Below are 16,900 nucleotides of genomic sequence, written 5' to 3' on the forward strand. Positions count from 1 at the left end.
TCCTGGCCATGGCCCGCGCGGCCATCCAGGGCAGCCGGGGCGGCGGGGACCGCGTCACGGTCGAGCTGTACCGGATCCCGCGAGGCGGCCGCGCCCGCCAGCCCCGCCGCGCCCGGCTCGCCGCCTGCATCGGGCCGGGTGACCACGTCGAGCCGGTCATGACGATCTCGCAGACCGCCGAGGACTGACGCCCCGGCCGGGCGGGTGCTTCGGTTCCCGCCCGGCCGTCTCTCTTCTGGCGCCCACGAGGCGCCGGCACCACCCCCGCGCCGGCACCACCCCATCAGTCCCGGCCGGGCGCAGTACGGGCCGTGCCCGGCCGGGTGTTCCCGCACCCGGATCCCATCAGGGGCCCGGCCCTCGTCCGTGCGGAGCCCTGGCAGGAGGCTTCCCCGAGCGGGCCAAGCAGTCCGGGCGGCAGCGCGATCACGGCCTCGACCAGGTCGTCGCGGACGAGGCCTTCGCGGATCCTTTGTTCAGCCCGTGTGGTCTTCCCTGTGGTGGCGCTGTCCGCGATGAGGACGGCGGCTCTGCCCTGGGGGGCCAGGGCATGTGCAATGTGAAGCAGCCAGGCGAAGTCGGCGTTGCTCCCCTGCTTTTCAGCCGCCCCGAGCGGCTGGCAGGACCGTGGGGAGGGCTACGAGGAGAGCACGCGCGCGTGAAGGGCGGTGACCGCCTTGCGCGCCGAGGTGAACGCGCCGTGCTGCCAGGCGTCCGTGTAACTGAGCCAGTCGCCCGCGAAGTAGACACGTCCGGTGGGCTCGTTCAGCGGCTTGTAGCGGGGGTCGTCGGGACCGCCGGGGGTGTCGTGCCAGGCGGCCTCCAGGTGGGGTGTCTGGCGCCAGTGGTGCGAGAAGGAGGACGCGAGCTCGCTGCGGTACTTCTCGCCGTAGATCTTCACGCCCGCGGCTACCGCCCGCTTCTCGCGCTCCGCGGGGGTGAGCTTCGCGTACGAGTCCGCGTCGTCGCCGTAGTTGTAGTAGCCGATCATGACGCCGCGCTCGCCGTGGAACCCGTACGAGGGGTGCCAGATGTGGGTGACGTCCTGATCGGTCTCGGTGATGCCGCCGTAGATGCGGTGGTCCAGCTCCCACCAGCGCGACCTGTACTCCAGGCCGATCTTGGCGGCGGACGACGGCGTGATCGCCTCCAGGGCGCTCTGCACGCCCGAGCCGAGGTTGTGCGGGACCTTGGCGAAGATGTTGGGCGGCAGGGCGCCGATGCAGTAGTCGGCGTCGATGACGTTCGTACGGCCGCCCTGGGTGTAAGTGACGCTGACGCCACTGCCCTTGTCGGTGATTTTCGAGACGGCGGCCCCTGTGCGGATCCGGTGGGTCCCTATCGCCCGGGTCAGGGCCTTCGGTATCTGGTCCATGCCGCCCACCGGCTGGAACATCAGCATCGCCTGGTCGAAGCCGAACTCGAAGGAGAAGTAGCGGCCGACCCCGCTGGCGAAGATGTCGGAGGCGGACGGGATGTCGCCGAGCAGCACGCCGGGGGTTCCCGCGGCGGCCGGAACGGTGGTGTATCCGCGGCGCTCCCCGCCCTCGTACGTCAGCTTGTCACCGAGTTCACCGAAGTCCTTGAGGAACTCGACCAGTTTCTCCTGGTCGGTGGCGGTCAGCTCCTTGTCGAGAGCGCCCTTGCCCGCGGCCTTGGCGAGCAGCTCCGACACATAGCCGTAGACATCGGCCTTGGCGGTCCGGTACCGCATCGGCTTCGTCATGCCGGCCGACTCGTTGAAGATGTACGCGTCCGCGTTGACGTTGGTGAACACCTCGACGGGGACGCTCAGTTCGCGGCAGTAGTCGAGGGAGACCATCCACTGTGCGAGGCGGGCGGGGCCCGCGTTCATGTAGTGGCCCTCGCTGAAGCGGGCCGTCTGGGTGTTGCCGTAGAGGTCGGTGGTCGAATCACCGCCGCGGACCGTGAAGTTGCGGCCGCCGGTGCGGTCTCTGGCCTCCAGGACCGTACAGTCGTAGCCCGCCTTGCCGAGTTCGTACGCGCAGGCGAGCCCGGCGATACCGCCGCCGATGACGACGACCTTGGCGGCGCCGCGTCCGGTGAGCGTGAAGTCGCTCTGCTTCAGGGGGCGGAAGGGCTGTTCACGCTGGGCGGCCTGCGCGGTGGGGGCGAGCCCGAGGGCGCCCATGGTGGCGAACATCGTGCCCGCGCCGCCCGTGAGGCCCACATTGCGCAAGAACGCCCGCCGACTCGTACCCGAACCGCTCTGAGTCTGTGCCATGCGTCGGACTCCCCTCTCGATCTTGAATTGACCGGGGGAAGCGTGCCAATGGCCTGTTACAGCCCATCAGTTACTCGTGTATCCCACACGTTTCTCTGGGCGCACATGTCCAACGGGCTGGATACCGGTGGGTAGACGCACTGCGGGCCCGCACCCGCTGGGTGCGGGCCCGCAGTCAGGCGTTACTCCTCAGCGGTGAGCGGTCAGAAGCTGTGTCTGAACCTCTTTTCGCTGGTCACGGCGTTGGGGGATCGATGGGTGGTGCTTGCCGTGTTCGGTTTGCCGTCGATGGACGGGGTGCCGAACGGCAGCGGAGGGTTCTTCAGGCAGCTGCGGGGAGGGTGTGCGGGACGGCGTCGGTGCGACGGTGCGGTCGGGTCAGGCGGCGGGTCATGAGGGTGATGAATGCCCACTGGATGTGGGCTTCGGCGTGGGACATCAGGCGTTCGTAGTCCCTGGCGTTGCGCGCTCGCATGGTCCACGAGTTCGACCGCTCGACCACCCACCTCTTGGGCAGCACGACGAATCCTTTGGCGTCCTTGGGGCGCGCTGCACGGAGGGCTGCCCTCCTTGACGGTGCGCAGCGCTTCAGTTGGCCGGCTGAGCGTGACGGATGACAGCCGCCACGTCTGCCGGCGCGGTCCAGCCGCAGTCCGGGGGTGCCGGGCTGCGGCTGGCATGGTCATCGCACGTCGACGTAGTCCGTGACCAGGGGGCTCTTGAGGTACTGGTCGCCTATGTTGCGGTTCAGGGCAACTGCCCAGGTGCCGTCCTGGGTGTCGTTTTGGGTGATGTTGCGGATCCGGCCCTTGGAGTCGGTGCTCAGGTCACTGATGTAGCGGTAGGTGGAGGCCCCGCGAGGCCGGAAGTACAGGGCGGGGCTGGCGTCGGCGAGCGGCTTCCAGGTGGTACCCGTGTAGTACTGGAGCGTGCCTTTGAGGTGGATGAGACCGTTCCTGCTGACCGGTTCGGGGGTGACGTCGAACCCGGTGATCCGTGTGGGGTAGCGGCGTAGGTGGACGGGCTTGGTGGTGCTGCTCGCGAGGTCGGGGTTGCCGTTGAAGCGGGCACGCCAGTAGGCGTTGTTCTGCGCGGTGAATGACGTGCCGAAGACTTCCTGGAAGTTGGGCTTGTTGTAGCGGATCTTCACCGGGATTGTGGAGGCGGACTTCCAGCCGGTCTTGCCGTCCTTGGAATACTCGATGGTGACGGCGGTGTTGGACGGCCAGTGGGCACGGGGATCGCTGTACTCGATGTCTCCCGAGACGTGGAGTCGGGAGTTCTCGTCGAGCGTGGCGTCCATGGTGAGGTCAGTCGTGTATGCCACGTGGAGGCTGAAAGGCTCAGTGGCAGGCTGCAAGAACGGCGTGTCGCCGAGGACGAGTTGGCCGGTCGGCAACGGATTGTCCGAGGGGACGCGCAGGCTGTAGAACCCGTTATCGTCCGTCGTGGTCGTCCCCCCGTACCCCTGCGAAGAGCCGGTACCTATGAGGCTGAGTGACGTGTGCGGCAGCGGCTGCCAGCCGTCGGCCGTCTGGATCTCCGCATGGCCGGTGACCGTGCCCGTCGTTCCCTGGCGCAGGTTGAGGGCGTGTGTGCTCGCCGTGAACCGGGTCGGTGCCTGCACGGGGTTCATGGGCTGCTGGGGCGAGGGCAGGAGGATCGCCCCGGGGTAGGCGCTGGAGTCTTGTGGCCACGCCGTCATGTCGGCCCAGTACACGGTGGGGACGAACGAGAAGGTGAGGCGCCCGTCGGCGTCGGTCTGCGTATTGAACCTGCTGTACGGGGAGGTGCCCTGGCAGGTGATGACGAGCGGCGCGTTGGCGACCGGAACCCGTGTGCCGGGCGTCCGTGGGTCCTCGGCGAGTTCGGTACCGCTGACGGTCACTTTTTGATGGAAGTAGTCCGGCTTGGTCGGCGTCACCGTAAGGTCCGGGACAGTGAGAATGGTCTGGTACTGCAGTGTCGAGCGTGAGGCGACGCCGGTGACCGTGGCCCCGGAGGAGTCCTCCATGTCGACGGTGATCCGGTACTCGCCGAGGTCCGCGAGGTGCACCGGGGCCCGCCAGATTCCAGACCGGCCGTCCGTGCCGGTCTGCTGGGTGAAGTCGTCAGTGGATCCGGCCTCGGGCGCGCCGTTCGGGCTGCCGACGGGGGTGAAGTGGGCGGTGATATGGGTGATCGCATTGTCCGAGTGCGCGGTGATGAAGACCATTCCGGGATAGGCGTACCAGGCGTCCGCGTTATCCAGGACGGGTCCAGTCCCTGGAGCGGCATCGGCACGGGCCAGGGCAGGGCCGGTGAACATCGAGGTCGCCAGCGCTGTGGCAGTGGCAGTCGAAAGCAGAGCAGCACGTCGCACGGTGTATCCCCCCACAGGATCACATGGCCCCAGCTCAGGGGGGCCATCCGGTACCCGGCCCGACATCACCGTTGGTGCGGATCGTGACCAAGTGATGGATGAATATAGCGGCTGGATCGACCCAAGCTCTCACCGGCAACCCGAAGCGCTGAGTCACCACTGCGTGTTCGCGGACACTCGGGTGAGTCCTGGGCGGACCTGCTGCGTGACTGCGCCCGCCGAGGGATGCGCGCCCCGGTCCTGGCGGTCGGCGACGGGTCTCTCGGCTTCTGGAAGGCCCTGGCCGAGGTCTTCCCCGCCTCCCGGCATCAAAGGTGCTGGGTGCACAAAACCGCCAATGTGCTCAACGCTCTGCCGAAGTCGGCCCAGCCCGGCGCTCGCAAGACGTTTCAGGACATCTACAAAGCCGAGGACCGCGACCTCGCGGTCAAGGCGATCACTACGTTCGCCCAGCTCTGCGGGGCGAAGTTCCCCAAGGCCGTCAAGAAGATCACCGACGACGAGGCCGAGCTGCTGGCGCTCTACGACTTCCCCGCCGAGCACTGGATCCACCTGCGGACGACCAACCCGATCGAGTCCACATTCGCCACCGTTCGCCTGCGTCTTGTCGGAGTCGTAGCCGGCGTCCAGGTGGACGGTGATGTCGCAGCCTGCACGGCCGGATCGCGCACAAAGGCGAGAAGGCGCCGATCCAGGCAAGTCGGAGGTGGCACGTGGAGCGCACCCATGCCTGGCAGAACGCCTTCCACCGCCTCGCCCGCTGCTATGAACGCCGCGCTACCGTCGTCAACGCCTTCTTCGATCTCGCAGACACGATCATCACCGTCCGCAGCCTCATCCGCAGAGCCTGGACCACCCACCGCTAGGAGACGCGCCCCCGACGCCGCCCATGACTGATGACCAATCACCAGGGCACGGGAGTTCCGTCCCAGGAGAAGAAGCCACCGGTGGGGCCGTCGTCCGGCAGCAGGGCCAGGTGGAGGGCACCCTGCGCTGCCTCGGCCGGGTCGCCGCCGGCAGCGGCGGCCCGGGGGTTGAGATCGGTCGCCCGCAGGCCGGGGGCGAGCGAGTTGACCTTGAAGCCGTCCTCGGCCAGCGTCTGGGCGTAAAAGACGGTGAGAGCGTTGAGGGCGGCCTTGGACGACCGGTAGGCGGCAGCGCTACCGCTTCCCGGGGTGAATTGGGGGTTGGGGTTTGTGCTCCAGGCCAGCGACGCGGTGCCACTGGAGATGTTGACGATGCGCGGGTGCGGGGACCGGCCCAGGGCGGGCAGGAAGGCATTGGTCACCGCCACCACCCCGAACACGTTCGTCTCGTACGTGCGCCGGTATTCCTCGACGAGGGTGTCGGCCGGCGAGGCGAGTGACGGTGAGATGCCGGCGTTGTTGACCAGCACGTCCAGGCGTTCCACCTGAGCCGCGGCTTGGGCGATGCCGTCGGGATCCGTCACGTCGAGGACCAGCAGCCGGGCGCCGGCACCGATCTCCTCGACGGCTCGTTGTCCGCGCCCCGGGTCGCGGGCGCCCACGTACACGGTGAGGCCCTCGGCCGCGAGCAGCCGGGCGATGTGCTTGCCGATGCCCTTGTTGGCACCGGTCACCAGAGCTGTGCGATCGTTCATGGAAACTACGGTCCCCCGGCGCTGCGCGCCCTGCCAGGGACAGTCGGTACCAGGCAAGCGGCAGGAGGTGGCATGGCGCGGCACGAGCTGGCCCGCTTCCTGCGGGATCGTCGGGCGGGTCTGCGTCCGCACGAGGCCGGGCTGACGACGACGGGCACCGTCCGCCGTACGCCGGGCCTGCGCCGCGAGGAGGTGGCGGAGCTCGCCCACATGTCGGTCGACTACTACGCGCGGCTGGAGCAGGCCCGGGGACCGCGGCCATCGGCCCGGATCCTGGACGCGCTGGCCCAGGCGCTGCGGCTCACGCCGGCCGAGCGTAGCCACCTGTTCCGCCTGGCGGGATCGAACGCGCCGCCCGGCCGCAACGCGGTGCGGCGGGTACGTCCGCACGTGGCCCGGATGCTGGAGAGGCTGCCGGAGACCGCTGCCATCGTCACTGACGCGGCGTACGGCGTCGTCGCCTGGAACCCCCTGGCCCAGGCACTGCTCGGCAGCGACCTCGCACGCGGGACGACGAACCTGGCCCGGCGCCGCTTCCTGGGCCAGGGACAGATGTACGAGAGCTCCAGCGCCGAGGAGTTCGGGCACATCGTGGTGGCACGGCTTCGCCGGGCCGCCGACCGCTACCCGCACGACCCGCAGGTGACCGCCCTGCTGGCCGAACTGCACGCCGAAAGCGAGGAGTTCAGGCAGATCTGGCAGACACGTCCGGTCCACGCTCCCGGGCACCGCACCAAGACCCTGGACCACCCGGAAGCCGGCACGCTGCGATTGAACTGCGACGTCCTGCTCGTGCCTGAGGAAGACCAGGAAGTCGTCCTGATGACGGCCGACCCCGGATCACCTGCCGTGCGGGCCCTGCACAGGCTGGCCAGGCAGGCGACCTGAAACGAAAGACGCGGACAGGTCTCTCTCCAGCGGTCACAGACCGTCGCAACCACATGTCCACCGGGACCTGTGCCCATCTTGATGCTGAGGCTTTCCACGCCGCCTATCCGCGCGAGCTCTTAGGCGTCGGATTCTGTCCACAGGTTGATCGTTTTAGCGTCGTTCCCGAGCGCTGGTGTCCGCCTTTGGCGGCACCGTCGCGTCGCACGCATACCCGGCACGAAGGGCGTTGGACAGCCATGGCGCAGACGAAGTTCGAATGGCAGGCAGGCACCGTCACCCATGCGAGATGCGGTGATCCACAAGAAACCTAGTCGGACACGGGCGCTGTGCTGTACTCAGGGCGCCCGGACGGCACGGCGTGGATGTCCCGGGCGAAGCGCGCCTGGATTGGGTGTTCGTAGTGTCGATGGACCAGCAGTGCGACCGCCTGTGCCGCCACCATCAGCCCCACTGCGAACAGGACGCCGTTCAGCGGGGCGAACCGGTGATGGACACCGATGGCCTGCCGGGCGGACATCAGCAAGGGGAAGTGAACGATGTAAAGGGCATACGAAGCCTCCCCCAGCGCAACCACGGCCGGCCGGGCGAGCAGATGGCTCCGGCCGTGGATGTCTTGCAGGGCCAGCCCGGCAATGATGAGGGAGAAGGGCACGCCATAGCCGGCCCCGAGGGAATAAGGAATGGGGAGAAATGGAGTTGCGGCGAGTACCGTCACCAAAGCTCCGATGCGGGTCGGCATGTTCAGCCGGGGCCAGCGCTCAGCCTGCACCAGGCGCGCGGTGACGATTCCGAGCATGAACTCCGTCAATCGCACGGGCGGGAAGACGTAGGCGAACCAGAGCGTGTTCAGAGGGAGCGGCCAGCCCGGGAGCACCCGCCCGCCGAGTTCCAGCGCCACTGCGGGGAACACTGCGATCGCTCCGGCAAGGGCCAGCCACGTGCGGCGCAGCCCGGCCGGGGTCAGCCTGCAGGCAGCAGGAATCAGCGCCGGGAACAGCAGGTAGAAGAAGGCTTCGCAACAGACTGACCAGGATGGGTCGTTGAAGCCGTTGAATACTTGCTGAGCAGGTGCCCAGACCTTCACCAGGAATAGCTCTGCGACCCCGCCCAGCACGGTTGCGCTGCCGTCGGCCGCCATGGGGCTGGGGGCGGTTGTGACTGCGAAGAAGAGCGCCCCCAGAAGCCAGCCCAGTGCGTGGTTGGGGTAGATCTTCCAAAAGCGGCGTCGCCAGAAGGATCGTGCACGTTCCCCTGGCCGGTAGGACCAGGCAAGCACGAAGCCGGAGAGGACGAAGAACCCGGATACTGCGGAGGTGGCCAGCGGCACCGTAGCGATGGACAGCGGAGCCTGCAACTTTTGGCTGAAGAGCGCGGAGCCTGACAAGGCGTGAGCCATCAGGACACAGGCCGCGAGGAGGAAACGCAACCCGGTCAGTGAGGGGAGTGTCTTCGTGCCAGTTGAGGACAGCATGCGACCCTGCCTCCAGCACCGAGTTGATACACAATCAATCTGTCACAGCAGCGCCTATTTCCAGCCGACCCAACGAGGTCGAACCGACCGTGCCGTAGGGCGACCGAATGACTCCGGACCGCATCATAACCGCCCAAGCGCCCCCTGTTGTCCGCGTACTCGTCTGAGTGCACCACTGTCGGCAACGGGAGAAAGTTGACCGCCGTGCACCGGGCCAGCCACCCGAGCGGTGACGTTGCGCTCCTGGCGGGCGTGCGGTCGGGACGGTACCGGTTCCAGAAGGGGAGTCAGTAGGCGGGTGCGGAGCCGAAGTCATGCGTGCCCGCCCTTGCCCTGCGCGATGGCCACCTCGACACCGGTCCCCGCGACGGCCTCGGGCTGGAGAACTGCGATGAACTGGTCTTGCCGCTGGGTCCGCGGCTCATGGCCGTCCTAGGTGCCGCCACGGCTACAGCACGATGGGCGCGGATGAGGTGGACCACTACAACACCGCCCAGGTCCGGGCGGCCGCCGACTACGTGTACATGCGGCCCGACAGCGGTCTGGAGAGCTTCGCAAGAAGCGCGGTCACCCCACATTGGCCCAACCGCATCCCGGACCACCTCCGGCAGACAGCCCTCCCCGCCACATTCCTTCGGCAGCCCGAATCCGCTCGCTGAGTGGCTTGCCGATGTCGTGAGCCTGGTGCACGGACGTGCAGGGCTAGCTGGTCATTGCCGGCGCGCAGTCGGAGATGGTGATGGGGATCTCCGGAATCTCGGCCAGGGCTGCTCTTCGCCCCAGGTCGTTCGCTTGGCAACGATGTGGGAAAGGTGCGGGCTGAAGAGTGATTGACGATCTGTGAGGGTGACCGCGCCGGGTCAGTGTCCAGCCTTGCGGCGGGCGCGGTAGGCGGCGACGGTGGTCCGGGTGGCGCAGGCGTTGCCGGTGGTGGCGGGGGTTTGCCCATGCCCAGCCAATGGCCGGCCCCGCTTTCGGGTGTCCTCGTGCTGGAGGCCGACGGCCCAGTGCAGTGCCGTGACACCATCACACCCATGGGAAGAGCCTCACGCCGCCGTGCCGAACACCGCTGCCGGCCCGCTGGACCAAGGACAAGGGCCACCGTGAACGTTCGCCCCCTGACACGCGCAGACCTCGACCAGGTCATGCACCTGCTGGAGGGGGTCATCGAACCGAGCGACCCCGGTCAGCTGGATCCGTACCTGTCGGCACCATCCGCGGCCAACCGATTCGGGAGCGGGCTCGTCGCAGAAGATCACGGGAAAGTGGTTGGTGTGGTCGCGGGCGCAGGCATCAAACTCACTGTCGCCGGTCTTGAAGTGTCCGAGGAAGAGATCACCCAACGCATTGGCCTGCTCGACGTCCTGGCGGTCCATCCCGGCCACCGCCGCACAGGCGTAGGCTCGCTACTAAGGGACCACCTCCTCGACAGACTTCGCGATGTGGGCCACTGCCTGGTCATGGCGAACCTGGCGGTCGGCCGCCGCGACCTCGTACCCATCTACGCAGCATGGGGATGGACCGTGGGGAATCCGGGTGCGGGGATCGCAATCCAGATCGGATCTGAACCCCTGGCACTGGCAGAAGACCCAGGCACACGAGTGGCGTGGACCGCACTCGCCCCCGAAGTCCGCCTGGATTCCACTCTCTTGCCCGGAGCGTCGATTGTGGCCGGCGTATTCACCTGACACGGCCTTCCCGGAGCGGGCGAGTCCGGCACGGGTGGTGGTCCGGCCACGCACGTACCGAGCGTGGGGGTGGCCGACGTCGGGGCGGATCCGCTCCGCGGTGCCCGGAGCGAGCGCTGCGCGCTCTCGCACACTGCCGTGCCGGGCAGTCGGTCTCAGCTTGTTCTTTATGGTCTGAGTCGGTTTCGTTCGATGATGCTCTCGGGTCGTTTCACGGTCTTGCCCACGTCGTAGCGGGGGGCGGGCCGCCGGTTCTTCGAACCAAGTGACCTTCCAGGACCGGGAGTTGAAGTTTTCGGTGCACGGACCGGACAGTGCAAGTGCGGGCGGAGGTTCCGAAACCCCCGGCGGACTCGGGCCGGGGTGAGCCGGCCAAGGTCGGTGGCTTCTCCCATGGTCGCCGCACGTCGGCGGCGGCCTCGCGCAGGAGGCGGATCTGGGTGTGGGCGGCGGTGATCAGCCAGGTCCAGCGCTCGCCGGCCTCGGGGGTTCGCAGCTTCGGACGGGTCCACCCGAGGGTCTGTTTCATCAGCATGAAGAGGTGTTCGATGTCGAACCTCCTCAGGAGCGCCTGCCAGCGCACGTCGACGTCCTCACTGTTCAGGCCGGTGGCGGACGACCAGAGCCAGAGCGGGATCGGGTCGCCTCCGCCGGGCAGGCGGTCGACCTGGAGGCGGATCAGCGTGCCTTCGATGATGGGGAGTTCGCCGGTGTGGTCGATCCAGGCGGAGCGGGTGGTCAGGCGGGGGTGGATGCGGTCCCAGGCCATCGCGCGGGCGGTGCCGTACCGGTCGGTGACCTGCACGGTTGCCGCGTCCGGCTCGCCCCAGGTGTCCGGCTTGGCGAAGCGGAGCTCCTTGCCGTGCTTCGGCGGTCGCCCGCCCTGGGGATAGGACAGGGCGTACTCCTTGAGCGAGGGCGTCGGCCGTCGCATGACGCGGTCGGAGCGCATCCGTCCCAGCACCTCGACCGGGAGGCCGTCGAGGAGGTGGGCCATGCGCGGGGCGTCGTAGCCGGCGTCGAAGACGATGAGGATGTCGCGGTCGCCGAAGTGCCAGGGGCCCATCTCGATCAGGTCCGTGACCACACGGCGGAGCTGGGCGGCGGTGACCTCGGCGACGTCGTTTTCAGGCCCGAGACGGACGGTGTCCAGGAGCTGGCGCCAGGACGTCCGGCCCGATTCGAGGGCGGCGACGAACGAGTACGGCCAGCCCGGGATGAACTGGTCCGAGGGCCGTCCGCTGCGGCCGTAGGCGTGGCAGAACAGCGGTCCCCGCTGGTCGGCGCGTCGGGGCGGAGCCAGTTGCTGGCGTCGACAGACCGGCCAGCACCTGCCGCAGCCGGGGCACGTCCACGTTCCCGTTGTTCAACGCCTCGTATATCGCGCCGTGCCCACGCCGATGCTCGGCCGTGAGCGTGAGATCCACCAGTGTGGTCACCGGGCCGTCCGCGCACAGCAACGCGTCGGTCAGCTCGAACAATGTGTTCCCGCGCACGGTCAGACACTCGAAGAAGTCATCCCGGAAGCGTGACGCCACCGCGAACGGCTCCCGTTGGATGCCACGTTGCAGCAGACTCATTCCCCCACGGCCTTCGTGCTGGCCAGGTGCGTCTTTGGTCGGAGCACAGGATCAGACGCAGGCCGTGTTCGCGTCCCCGGAATCCTCATTCGGGCGATCATGTTCGGGTCATAGTTCGAGGCCGACAAGACCTCGCCGTTTAGCCGACTTGGTAGTCGAACCAGATGCGATGCGTGCCGTCAGCATCAACGGCCATCCCTCCGGCCCCGGAGATCTCGGTCAGCTCGCCGGTGCCGCTTGAAGGCACGATGGTGAAGAACTCCGCTGTGCGGTCGCTGCCGGATGTTGTCGCCGAGTGCACGAAGTTGAAGGACCCCTCCCGTCCCTGCAGCGAGCCTTCGAACTTCTCCATGGCCACATAGGTGCCGACGCCAGTCGACTGGTCGAACGCGGCAGTGAACAGGGTCGCCGAGCGTCCCACGACCTCTCCCTCGAAGTGTTTCTCCATCGTCGCGACACCTACCGGCAGCCCAGTGGACACGGCAGGCTCGGGCTTCAGCTCAGTCGGGACGAACGCTTTGACGGTGAAAGTTGCCGTAGCTCTCATGCGCCGACCGTACCGAGGCGGTCTGACAAACGCGGCTGGACCATAGGTCCCCGGCGCCGGGAGGCGACAGAAACCTTAAAGAACAAGCTCAGTGCCTATTTCGTATCCCCGGTTTCGCGTAGCTTTGGGGTCTAGGCTGGGTGTCCGAAGACGCCGCCGGAGAGCGAGTGTGCGGAGGCTGCGGTGAACGGCTGAGGCCGCAAGCACAGCCCGATGCCGTGTACTGCTCATCGGCATGTCGTGCCAGGCAGCGGCGCCGGGGACGACGGTTGCGCAAGCGGGTGGCCGCGGAGTTGAGCGGTGCCGGCCAGGCCAAGTGCCCCGAGTGCGGGGACACTTGGGTGGTTGGGGTCGATCGCCGTTCGAACGCGGTCTACTGCTCACGGCGGTGCGTCACGAGGGCCTGGAGGGCCCGGAAGGAAACGTTCGGCGAACGCTCACAGTGACCGCATCGCGAACGCATCCGAATCCCAACTTCGATCAGAATGCGGTCAGTTGTGGTCGTTCATTGTGATCATCGCATTTTCGGTCTGACTCTCAGCCCAGGAAACGGGCCGGGTCTTGTCACGGCCGCGGGGTCGTGCCCCGGCCCCTGGTGGGTGGTGGAACGCTCACACGCCTGGGTCATGCACGCCCGTCGGCACGCGCGCCACTACGAACGGCTCATCCAGCACTCGGAATCGCTGATCACCTGGGCCGCTATCACCCTCATGACCAGGCGAATCACCCGGCGATCCTCCCGCAGAAGCAATCAGCCGGCCTCCCGCGAAGCCCAACGGGACTGATCATTCTCAAGGTCATGGTGCTGACCTTGGCCCGCACCGGCCTGAACCCGGCCTGGGCGCCACTCTCCCACCGCCGTCCGTGGCCTGTCAGCGGAACACCACCGCGGAGTGGGCCATCATGGCGCCGGTGGATGCGGGGGTGCCGCATCCGCATGTGCAGCAGGTTTGCAGCCTGAGCCGGGGAACGCTCACCGCGGAGTGTTGTCCGGGCGCTCGGCTCCGTCGAGCAACCCCCGGACGGCGTCGTTGAATCCCGCCGTGTCGGTCAAGCCGAAGGCCACACGCTGGAGCAGGAATCCGTGCAGCAGACCGATCAATACCCGCGCGCCGCTCTCCGGCTCCACGGTTTGGACAGCGCCCGCCGCTTGTCCGCGGCGCAGGGCGTCGGTGATGCTGCGACGGACCCTTTCGAAGCCTTCCAAGGCGCGGGCGTGCAGGCCGTCGTTGCGCAGCAGTTCCGACCAGGTCTGCACGACGCACTGCAGCAGTTCCTCGACCGGCACCACCTGCCCTGCGGCGTCCGTGACGGTCTCGGCACTCAGTGCCTGAAGGGAGGCGGCGACCAGGTCGCCCAGGGAAGGGGCGCCAGCGGCCACGGCCACCCGCTCCATCGGCTCGAAGATCAGCCGGAAGGCGTCCGCGGCGATGGCCAGGATGATCTCCTCCTTGCTCGCGAAGTAGCGGTAGGGGGCACCCGCGGAAACACCGGCTGCGGCGGCGATGTCCGGCATCGAGGTCTGGTGGAAGCCGCCCCGCGCGAAACACCGGCGCGCTGCCGCCACAATCTCCGCACGCTTGGCTTCCCGACGCTCGGGCGTGATGCGCGGCATGGCCTGCCTCCCTCAAAGTGAATGATCGTTCATCTTGACGTGGAACCATATCCGGCCCATCGTGAAAATGAAAGGTCATTCACGGAAGAGAGGATCTTGATGAGCATCGAGCTGACCATCGGCACCTACCGGTACGAGCACACCGAGGCGCTCTTCGACGGCCGCGTGAAGATCGACGGGGTGGACGCCACCTTTGAGACGGAGCCCCTGGTCTCGGACCTCTTCCGGCACATGCTCGAAGGCCGCTACGACATAGCGGAACTCGGCTTGACCTACTTTCTGCGTACCTTCGACCTGGAGGACGCGCCATTCATGGCGCTGCCGATCTTCCCGAACCGCAACTTTCGGCACTCCGCCATCTTCGTGAACACCGAGGCGGGGATCGAGCAGCCGCAGGACCTGGCCGGCAAGACACTCGGCGAGTTCGCGCTCTTCGGACACGACGCCGGGGTCTGGCCCAAGGGCATCCTGTCGGACGAGTACGGCGTGACCGTCGACCAGTGCCGCTGGGTCATCGGCGGCACCAACCATCCCATCCCCGCGTTCGACTGGCTCCCGCAGCCGGTGCCGGACGGCGTGCACGTGCGGCATGCCGACGACGGCCAGACCCTGGGCGCCATGCTCGAGTCCGGAGAGATCGACGCGCTCATCTCGGTCGACGTGCCCCAGGCCATGTTGCGGGGATCGACGAAGATCGTCCGGCTCTTCCCCGACTATGAGAACGTCGAGCGCGACTACTACCGGCGCACCGGGATCTTCCCCCCGATGCACATCGTCGCGGTCCGCAAGGACCTGGTGCGCTGTTCCGAGGATCTGCGCTCGGTCTACCGCGCCTTCGTCAAGGCCAAGGACCTGGCCGAACGCAAATACATCGAGGACGCCGCGAAGCAGCACATGAGCCTGGTGACCCCCTGGTTCAGCAGCCTGTTCGAACACAACCGCAGCCTGCTCGGCGAGGACTGGTGGCCCTACGGCATGCGCGCGAACCGCAAGGCGGTCGACACCTTCCTGCGCTACCACCACGAGCAGGGCCTCTCCAAGCGCCTGCTGAGCAGCCGCGACATCTTCATCCCCGAGTTCCTCGACACCTAGACGAATGAGTCCGATGTCGGGGCCGGTGCGCGAGCTTGAAGAGAGGGCGCTCAAGATCATGTTGTGACGCAAGATCTGAACACCCTCTTGACCGCGCTGTACGTGAAGATTGACGACGAGATCGGAGGGACCCGGTGGATGGGACGGCCGCCGCTGCTGACCGACTCCGAGCTTGTCTGCCTGGCCGTGGCGCAAGCCCTGCTCGGCCACCGCTCCGAGGCGCGCTGGCTGCGCTTCGCCCGCAAGCACCTGGCCGGCATGTTCCCCTACCTCCCTCAACAGTCGGGCTACAACAAGCGGCTGCGAGCGGCGCTGCCCCTGGTCAAGCGGATGATCCGGGAGTTGGCCATGGACAGCGACCTCTGGTTCGACAACCACTGGATCGTCGACTCAACGCCAGTCCCGTGCGGGATGTCCCGCCCGACGGCCCAACGTTCGGACCTCGCCGGGTGGGCCGGGTACGGCTACTGCGCCTCCCACTCGCGGTTCTTCTGGGGCCTGCGCCTCTATCTGGTCTGCACCCCGACCGGCATGCCCATCGTGTGGGCGCTGGCCAACCCGAAGATCGGCGAACGCGAAGTCCTGGTCTCGATGCTGGAGACGGACGCCGACCTGGTCGCCGAACGCGAGGGCATCCTGCTCATCTCGGACAAGGGCTTCGCGGGCAAGGTGTTCGAGCAGGACCTCGCCGGGCAGGGCATCGAGCTACTGCGGCCGTCCCGCAAGCGGGAGAAGGCCCGCTATGGCGAACCTATGCTCAAGAAGGTCCGCCAGCTCATCGAATCTGTCAACGATTCCCTCAAAGGCGAGCTCGACCTGGAACAGCACGGCGGCCGGACCTTCGAGGGCGTCGCCATCCGGGTCGCCCAGCGCATCCTCGCGATGACCGCGGCGATCTGGCACAACCGCAAGACCAGCGCCCCGGTCACCCGATCCCTGATCGCGTACGACCACTGATCACCGTTGGCAAGCAGCGCCTTGAGAGCCTTGTACGCGGCGATGGTCTCCTCGAAGCGGTCCGGCGCGGGCCGGTGCAGTATCCGCAGGTCGAAAGACACCGCGCGCCTCCGGGAGAGGCGGTGGCTCAGACGGCGGTGGTCAATGCTTTTCGCGTCGGCTGCGGATGCTCAGGGCGATGACGGAGACGAGGAACCAGAAGGCACCGAAGGCTGAGTATCCGGCGACGGAGGACAGGCCGCTCGTCGCCGAGGCGGACATGGCAGCGAAGGAGATACCGGCGAGGACGGACAGTCCGCCGCTGATGACCATGGGCCACTGGGCACCGACGGTGCGCCGGCGCCGGATCGCCACGACGAGCTGGATCGCTCCGGAGAGCAGGGCCCAGATGCCGAACACAAGCAGGGCCGTCCCGATGGTGGAGAAGACGGCGACGATCATCCCGGCGGCGGTGGCGAGGCCGAGAGCCACGTTGGTGGTACCGACGCGGTCCATGGAACCGGTGCCAGCCATGCGACGCTCGAGGAGCGTGGCGACGACGTCCCACAGGGGGTAGACGACGAGCAGCACGGCCGCGATCACCGTGGGCCTGTCCGTCGACACGAGCGAGGCGGAGGTCGTGACGACGAGTGCCACCCAGATCAAGGAGAAGGCGACTCGGATCAGGTAGAGCGATCGGAGCCCGGAGAGCGTTGTCGTGGTCGTGGTCATGCTCGAAGGCACGGTGGTCTGATTCATCGGGTGTCCCGTTCGGTGATCGTGGCGGTGTGAGACGGTCGCCTCGATGAGGAGTCTCAGCGCCCTCGGGAGGGGCCGCGTACTTCGAACGAA

Annotated in this window: 12 protein-coding genes and 6 pseudogenes; 8 read left to right on the top strand and 10 right to left on the bottom strand. The window is 67.5% G+C overall.

The features are described 5' to 3' along the window. The first annotated feature begins 8 nt into the window (after window positions 1-8). The gene (locus SRB17_RS45720; RefSeq protein ID WP_194294308.1) at window positions 9-188 is read left to right on the top strand and encodes a hypothetical protein; all 180 of its coding nucleotides are present in this window, start codon (window positions 9-11) and stop codon (window positions 186-188) included. Window positions 189-283: 95 nt separating this feature from the next. On the opposite strand, the pseudogene SRB17_RS48715 reads toward SRB17_RS45720, so the two are convergent. The 4 genes and pseudogenes from SRB17_RS48715 to SRB17_RS41390 all read right to left on the bottom strand — a co-directional run. Continuing rightward, window positions 284-580 (bottom strand): annotated as a pseudogene (locus SRB17_RS48715) (N-6 DNA methylase); the annotation flags it as partial. Between the two features lie 57 nt (window positions 581-637). Then, window positions 638-2,164, bottom strand: coding sequence for a flavin monoamine oxidase family protein (locus SRB17_RS41380; RefSeq protein WP_416237136.1), 1,527 nt, complete (start codon window positions 2,162-2,164; stop codon window positions 638-640). Window positions 2,165-2,573: 409 nt separating this feature from the next. Continuing rightward, window positions 2,574-2,795 (bottom strand): annotated as a pseudogene (locus SRB17_RS41385) (IS5/IS1182 family transposase); the annotation flags it as partial. Window positions 2,796-2,927: 132 nt separating this feature from the next. After that, entirely contained in the window at window positions 2,928-4,460 is a 1,533-nt protein-coding gene (locus SRB17_RS41390) for a hypothetical protein (protein ID WP_153546836.1), read from the bottom strand. Between the two features lie 324 nt (window positions 4,461-4,784). Between SRB17_RS41390 and SRB17_RS41395 the strand changes: the two are divergent. Both SRB17_RS41395 and SRB17_RS41400 read left to right on the top strand, forming a co-directional pair. Beyond that, window positions 4,785-5,210: pseudogene (locus SRB17_RS41395) on the top strand (transposase); the annotation flags it as partial. A 41-nt stretch (window positions 5,211-5,251) separates the two neighbouring features. After that, a pseudogene (locus SRB17_RS41400) lies at window positions 5,252-5,473 on the top strand (IS5/IS1182 family transposase); the annotation flags it as partial. A 38-nt stretch (window positions 5,474-5,511) separates the two neighbouring features. Here the strand turns inward: SRB17_RS41400 and SRB17_RS41405 are convergent. Further along, entirely contained in the window at window positions 5,512-6,228 is a 717-nt protein-coding gene (locus SRB17_RS41405; protein WP_153546838.1) for an SDR family oxidoreductase, read from the bottom strand. A gap of 72 nt (window positions 6,229-6,300) precedes the next feature. Here SRB17_RS41405 and SRB17_RS41410 point away from each other — a divergent pair, with 72 nt between their 5' ends. Then, complete coding sequence (locus tag SRB17_RS41410) at window positions 6,301-7,116, top strand: helix-turn-helix transcriptional regulator (protein ID WP_153546840.1); 816 nt, start codon at window positions 6,301-6,303, stop codon at window positions 7,114-7,116. A gap of 310 nt (window positions 7,117-7,426) precedes the next feature. On the opposite strand, the gene SRB17_RS41415 is transcribed toward SRB17_RS41410, so the two are convergent. After that, on the bottom strand, window positions 7,427-8,590 hold the full coding sequence (locus SRB17_RS41415) for an acyltransferase family protein (RefSeq protein WP_153546842.1): 1,164 nt from the start codon (window positions 8,588-8,590) through the stop codon (window positions 7,427-7,429). A gap of 1,103 nt (window positions 8,591-9,693) precedes the next feature. Here SRB17_RS41415 and SRB17_RS41420 point away from each other — a divergent pair. Further along, window positions 9,694-10,278 carry a GNAT family N-acetyltransferase gene (locus tag SRB17_RS41420; RefSeq protein WP_194294309.1) on the top strand — a complete coding sequence of 195 codons (585 nt, stop codon included), beginning with the start codon at window positions 9,694-9,696 and terminating at the stop codon, window positions 10,276-10,278. Window positions 10,279-10,445: 167 nt separating this feature from the next. Here the strand turns inward: SRB17_RS41420 and SRB17_RS41425 are convergent. Together SRB17_RS41425 and SRB17_RS41435 are read right to left on the bottom strand one after the other, a co-directional pair. Further along, window positions 10,446-11,858: pseudogene (locus SRB17_RS41425) on the bottom strand (NF041680 family putative transposase). A 139-nt stretch (window positions 11,859-11,997) separates the two neighbouring features. Next, complete coding sequence (locus SRB17_RS41435) at window positions 11,998-12,405, bottom strand: DUF3224 domain-containing protein (protein WP_153546845.1); 408 nt, start codon at window positions 12,403-12,405, stop codon at window positions 11,998-12,000. A 596-nt stretch (window positions 12,406-13,001) separates the two neighbouring features. Here SRB17_RS41435 and SRB17_RS48720 point away from each other — a divergent pair. Further along, window positions 13,002-13,136: pseudogene (locus SRB17_RS48720) on the top strand (IS5/IS1182 family transposase); the annotation flags it as partial. A 242-nt stretch (window positions 13,137-13,378) separates the two neighbouring features. On the opposite strand, the gene SRB17_RS41445 reads toward SRB17_RS48720, so the two are convergent. Continuing rightward, a complete protein-coding gene (locus SRB17_RS41445; protein ID WP_153546849.1) occupies window positions 13,379-14,020 on the bottom strand; it encodes a TetR/AcrR family transcriptional regulator in 642 nt (213 codons plus the stop codon). Between the two features lie 99 nt (window positions 14,021-14,119). Between SRB17_RS41445 and SRB17_RS41450 the strand changes: the two genes are divergently transcribed. Next, complete coding sequence (locus SRB17_RS41450) at window positions 14,120-15,112, top strand: 4,5-dihydroxyphthalate decarboxylase (protein WP_153546852.1); 993 nt, start codon at window positions 14,120-14,122, stop codon at window positions 15,110-15,112. Between the two features lie 63 nt (window positions 15,113-15,175). Next, a complete protein-coding gene (locus tag SRB17_RS41455) occupies window positions 15,176-16,069 on the top strand; it encodes an IS982 family transposase (protein WP_323377479.1) in 894 nt (297 codons plus the stop codon). A gap of 141 nt (window positions 16,070-16,210) precedes the next feature. Here the strand turns inward: SRB17_RS41455 and SRB17_RS41460 are convergent, their stop codons facing one another. Further along, a complete protein-coding gene (locus SRB17_RS41460; protein ID WP_228396599.1) occupies window positions 16,211-16,780 on the bottom strand; it encodes a DUF308 domain-containing protein in 570 nt (189 codons plus the stop codon). Window positions 16,781-16,900 lie beyond the last annotated feature (120 nt).

The organism is Streptomyces sp. RB17 (assembly GCF_009604455.1).
Lineage (GTDB): Bacteria > Actinomycetota > Actinomycetes > Streptomycetales > Streptomycetaceae > Streptomyces.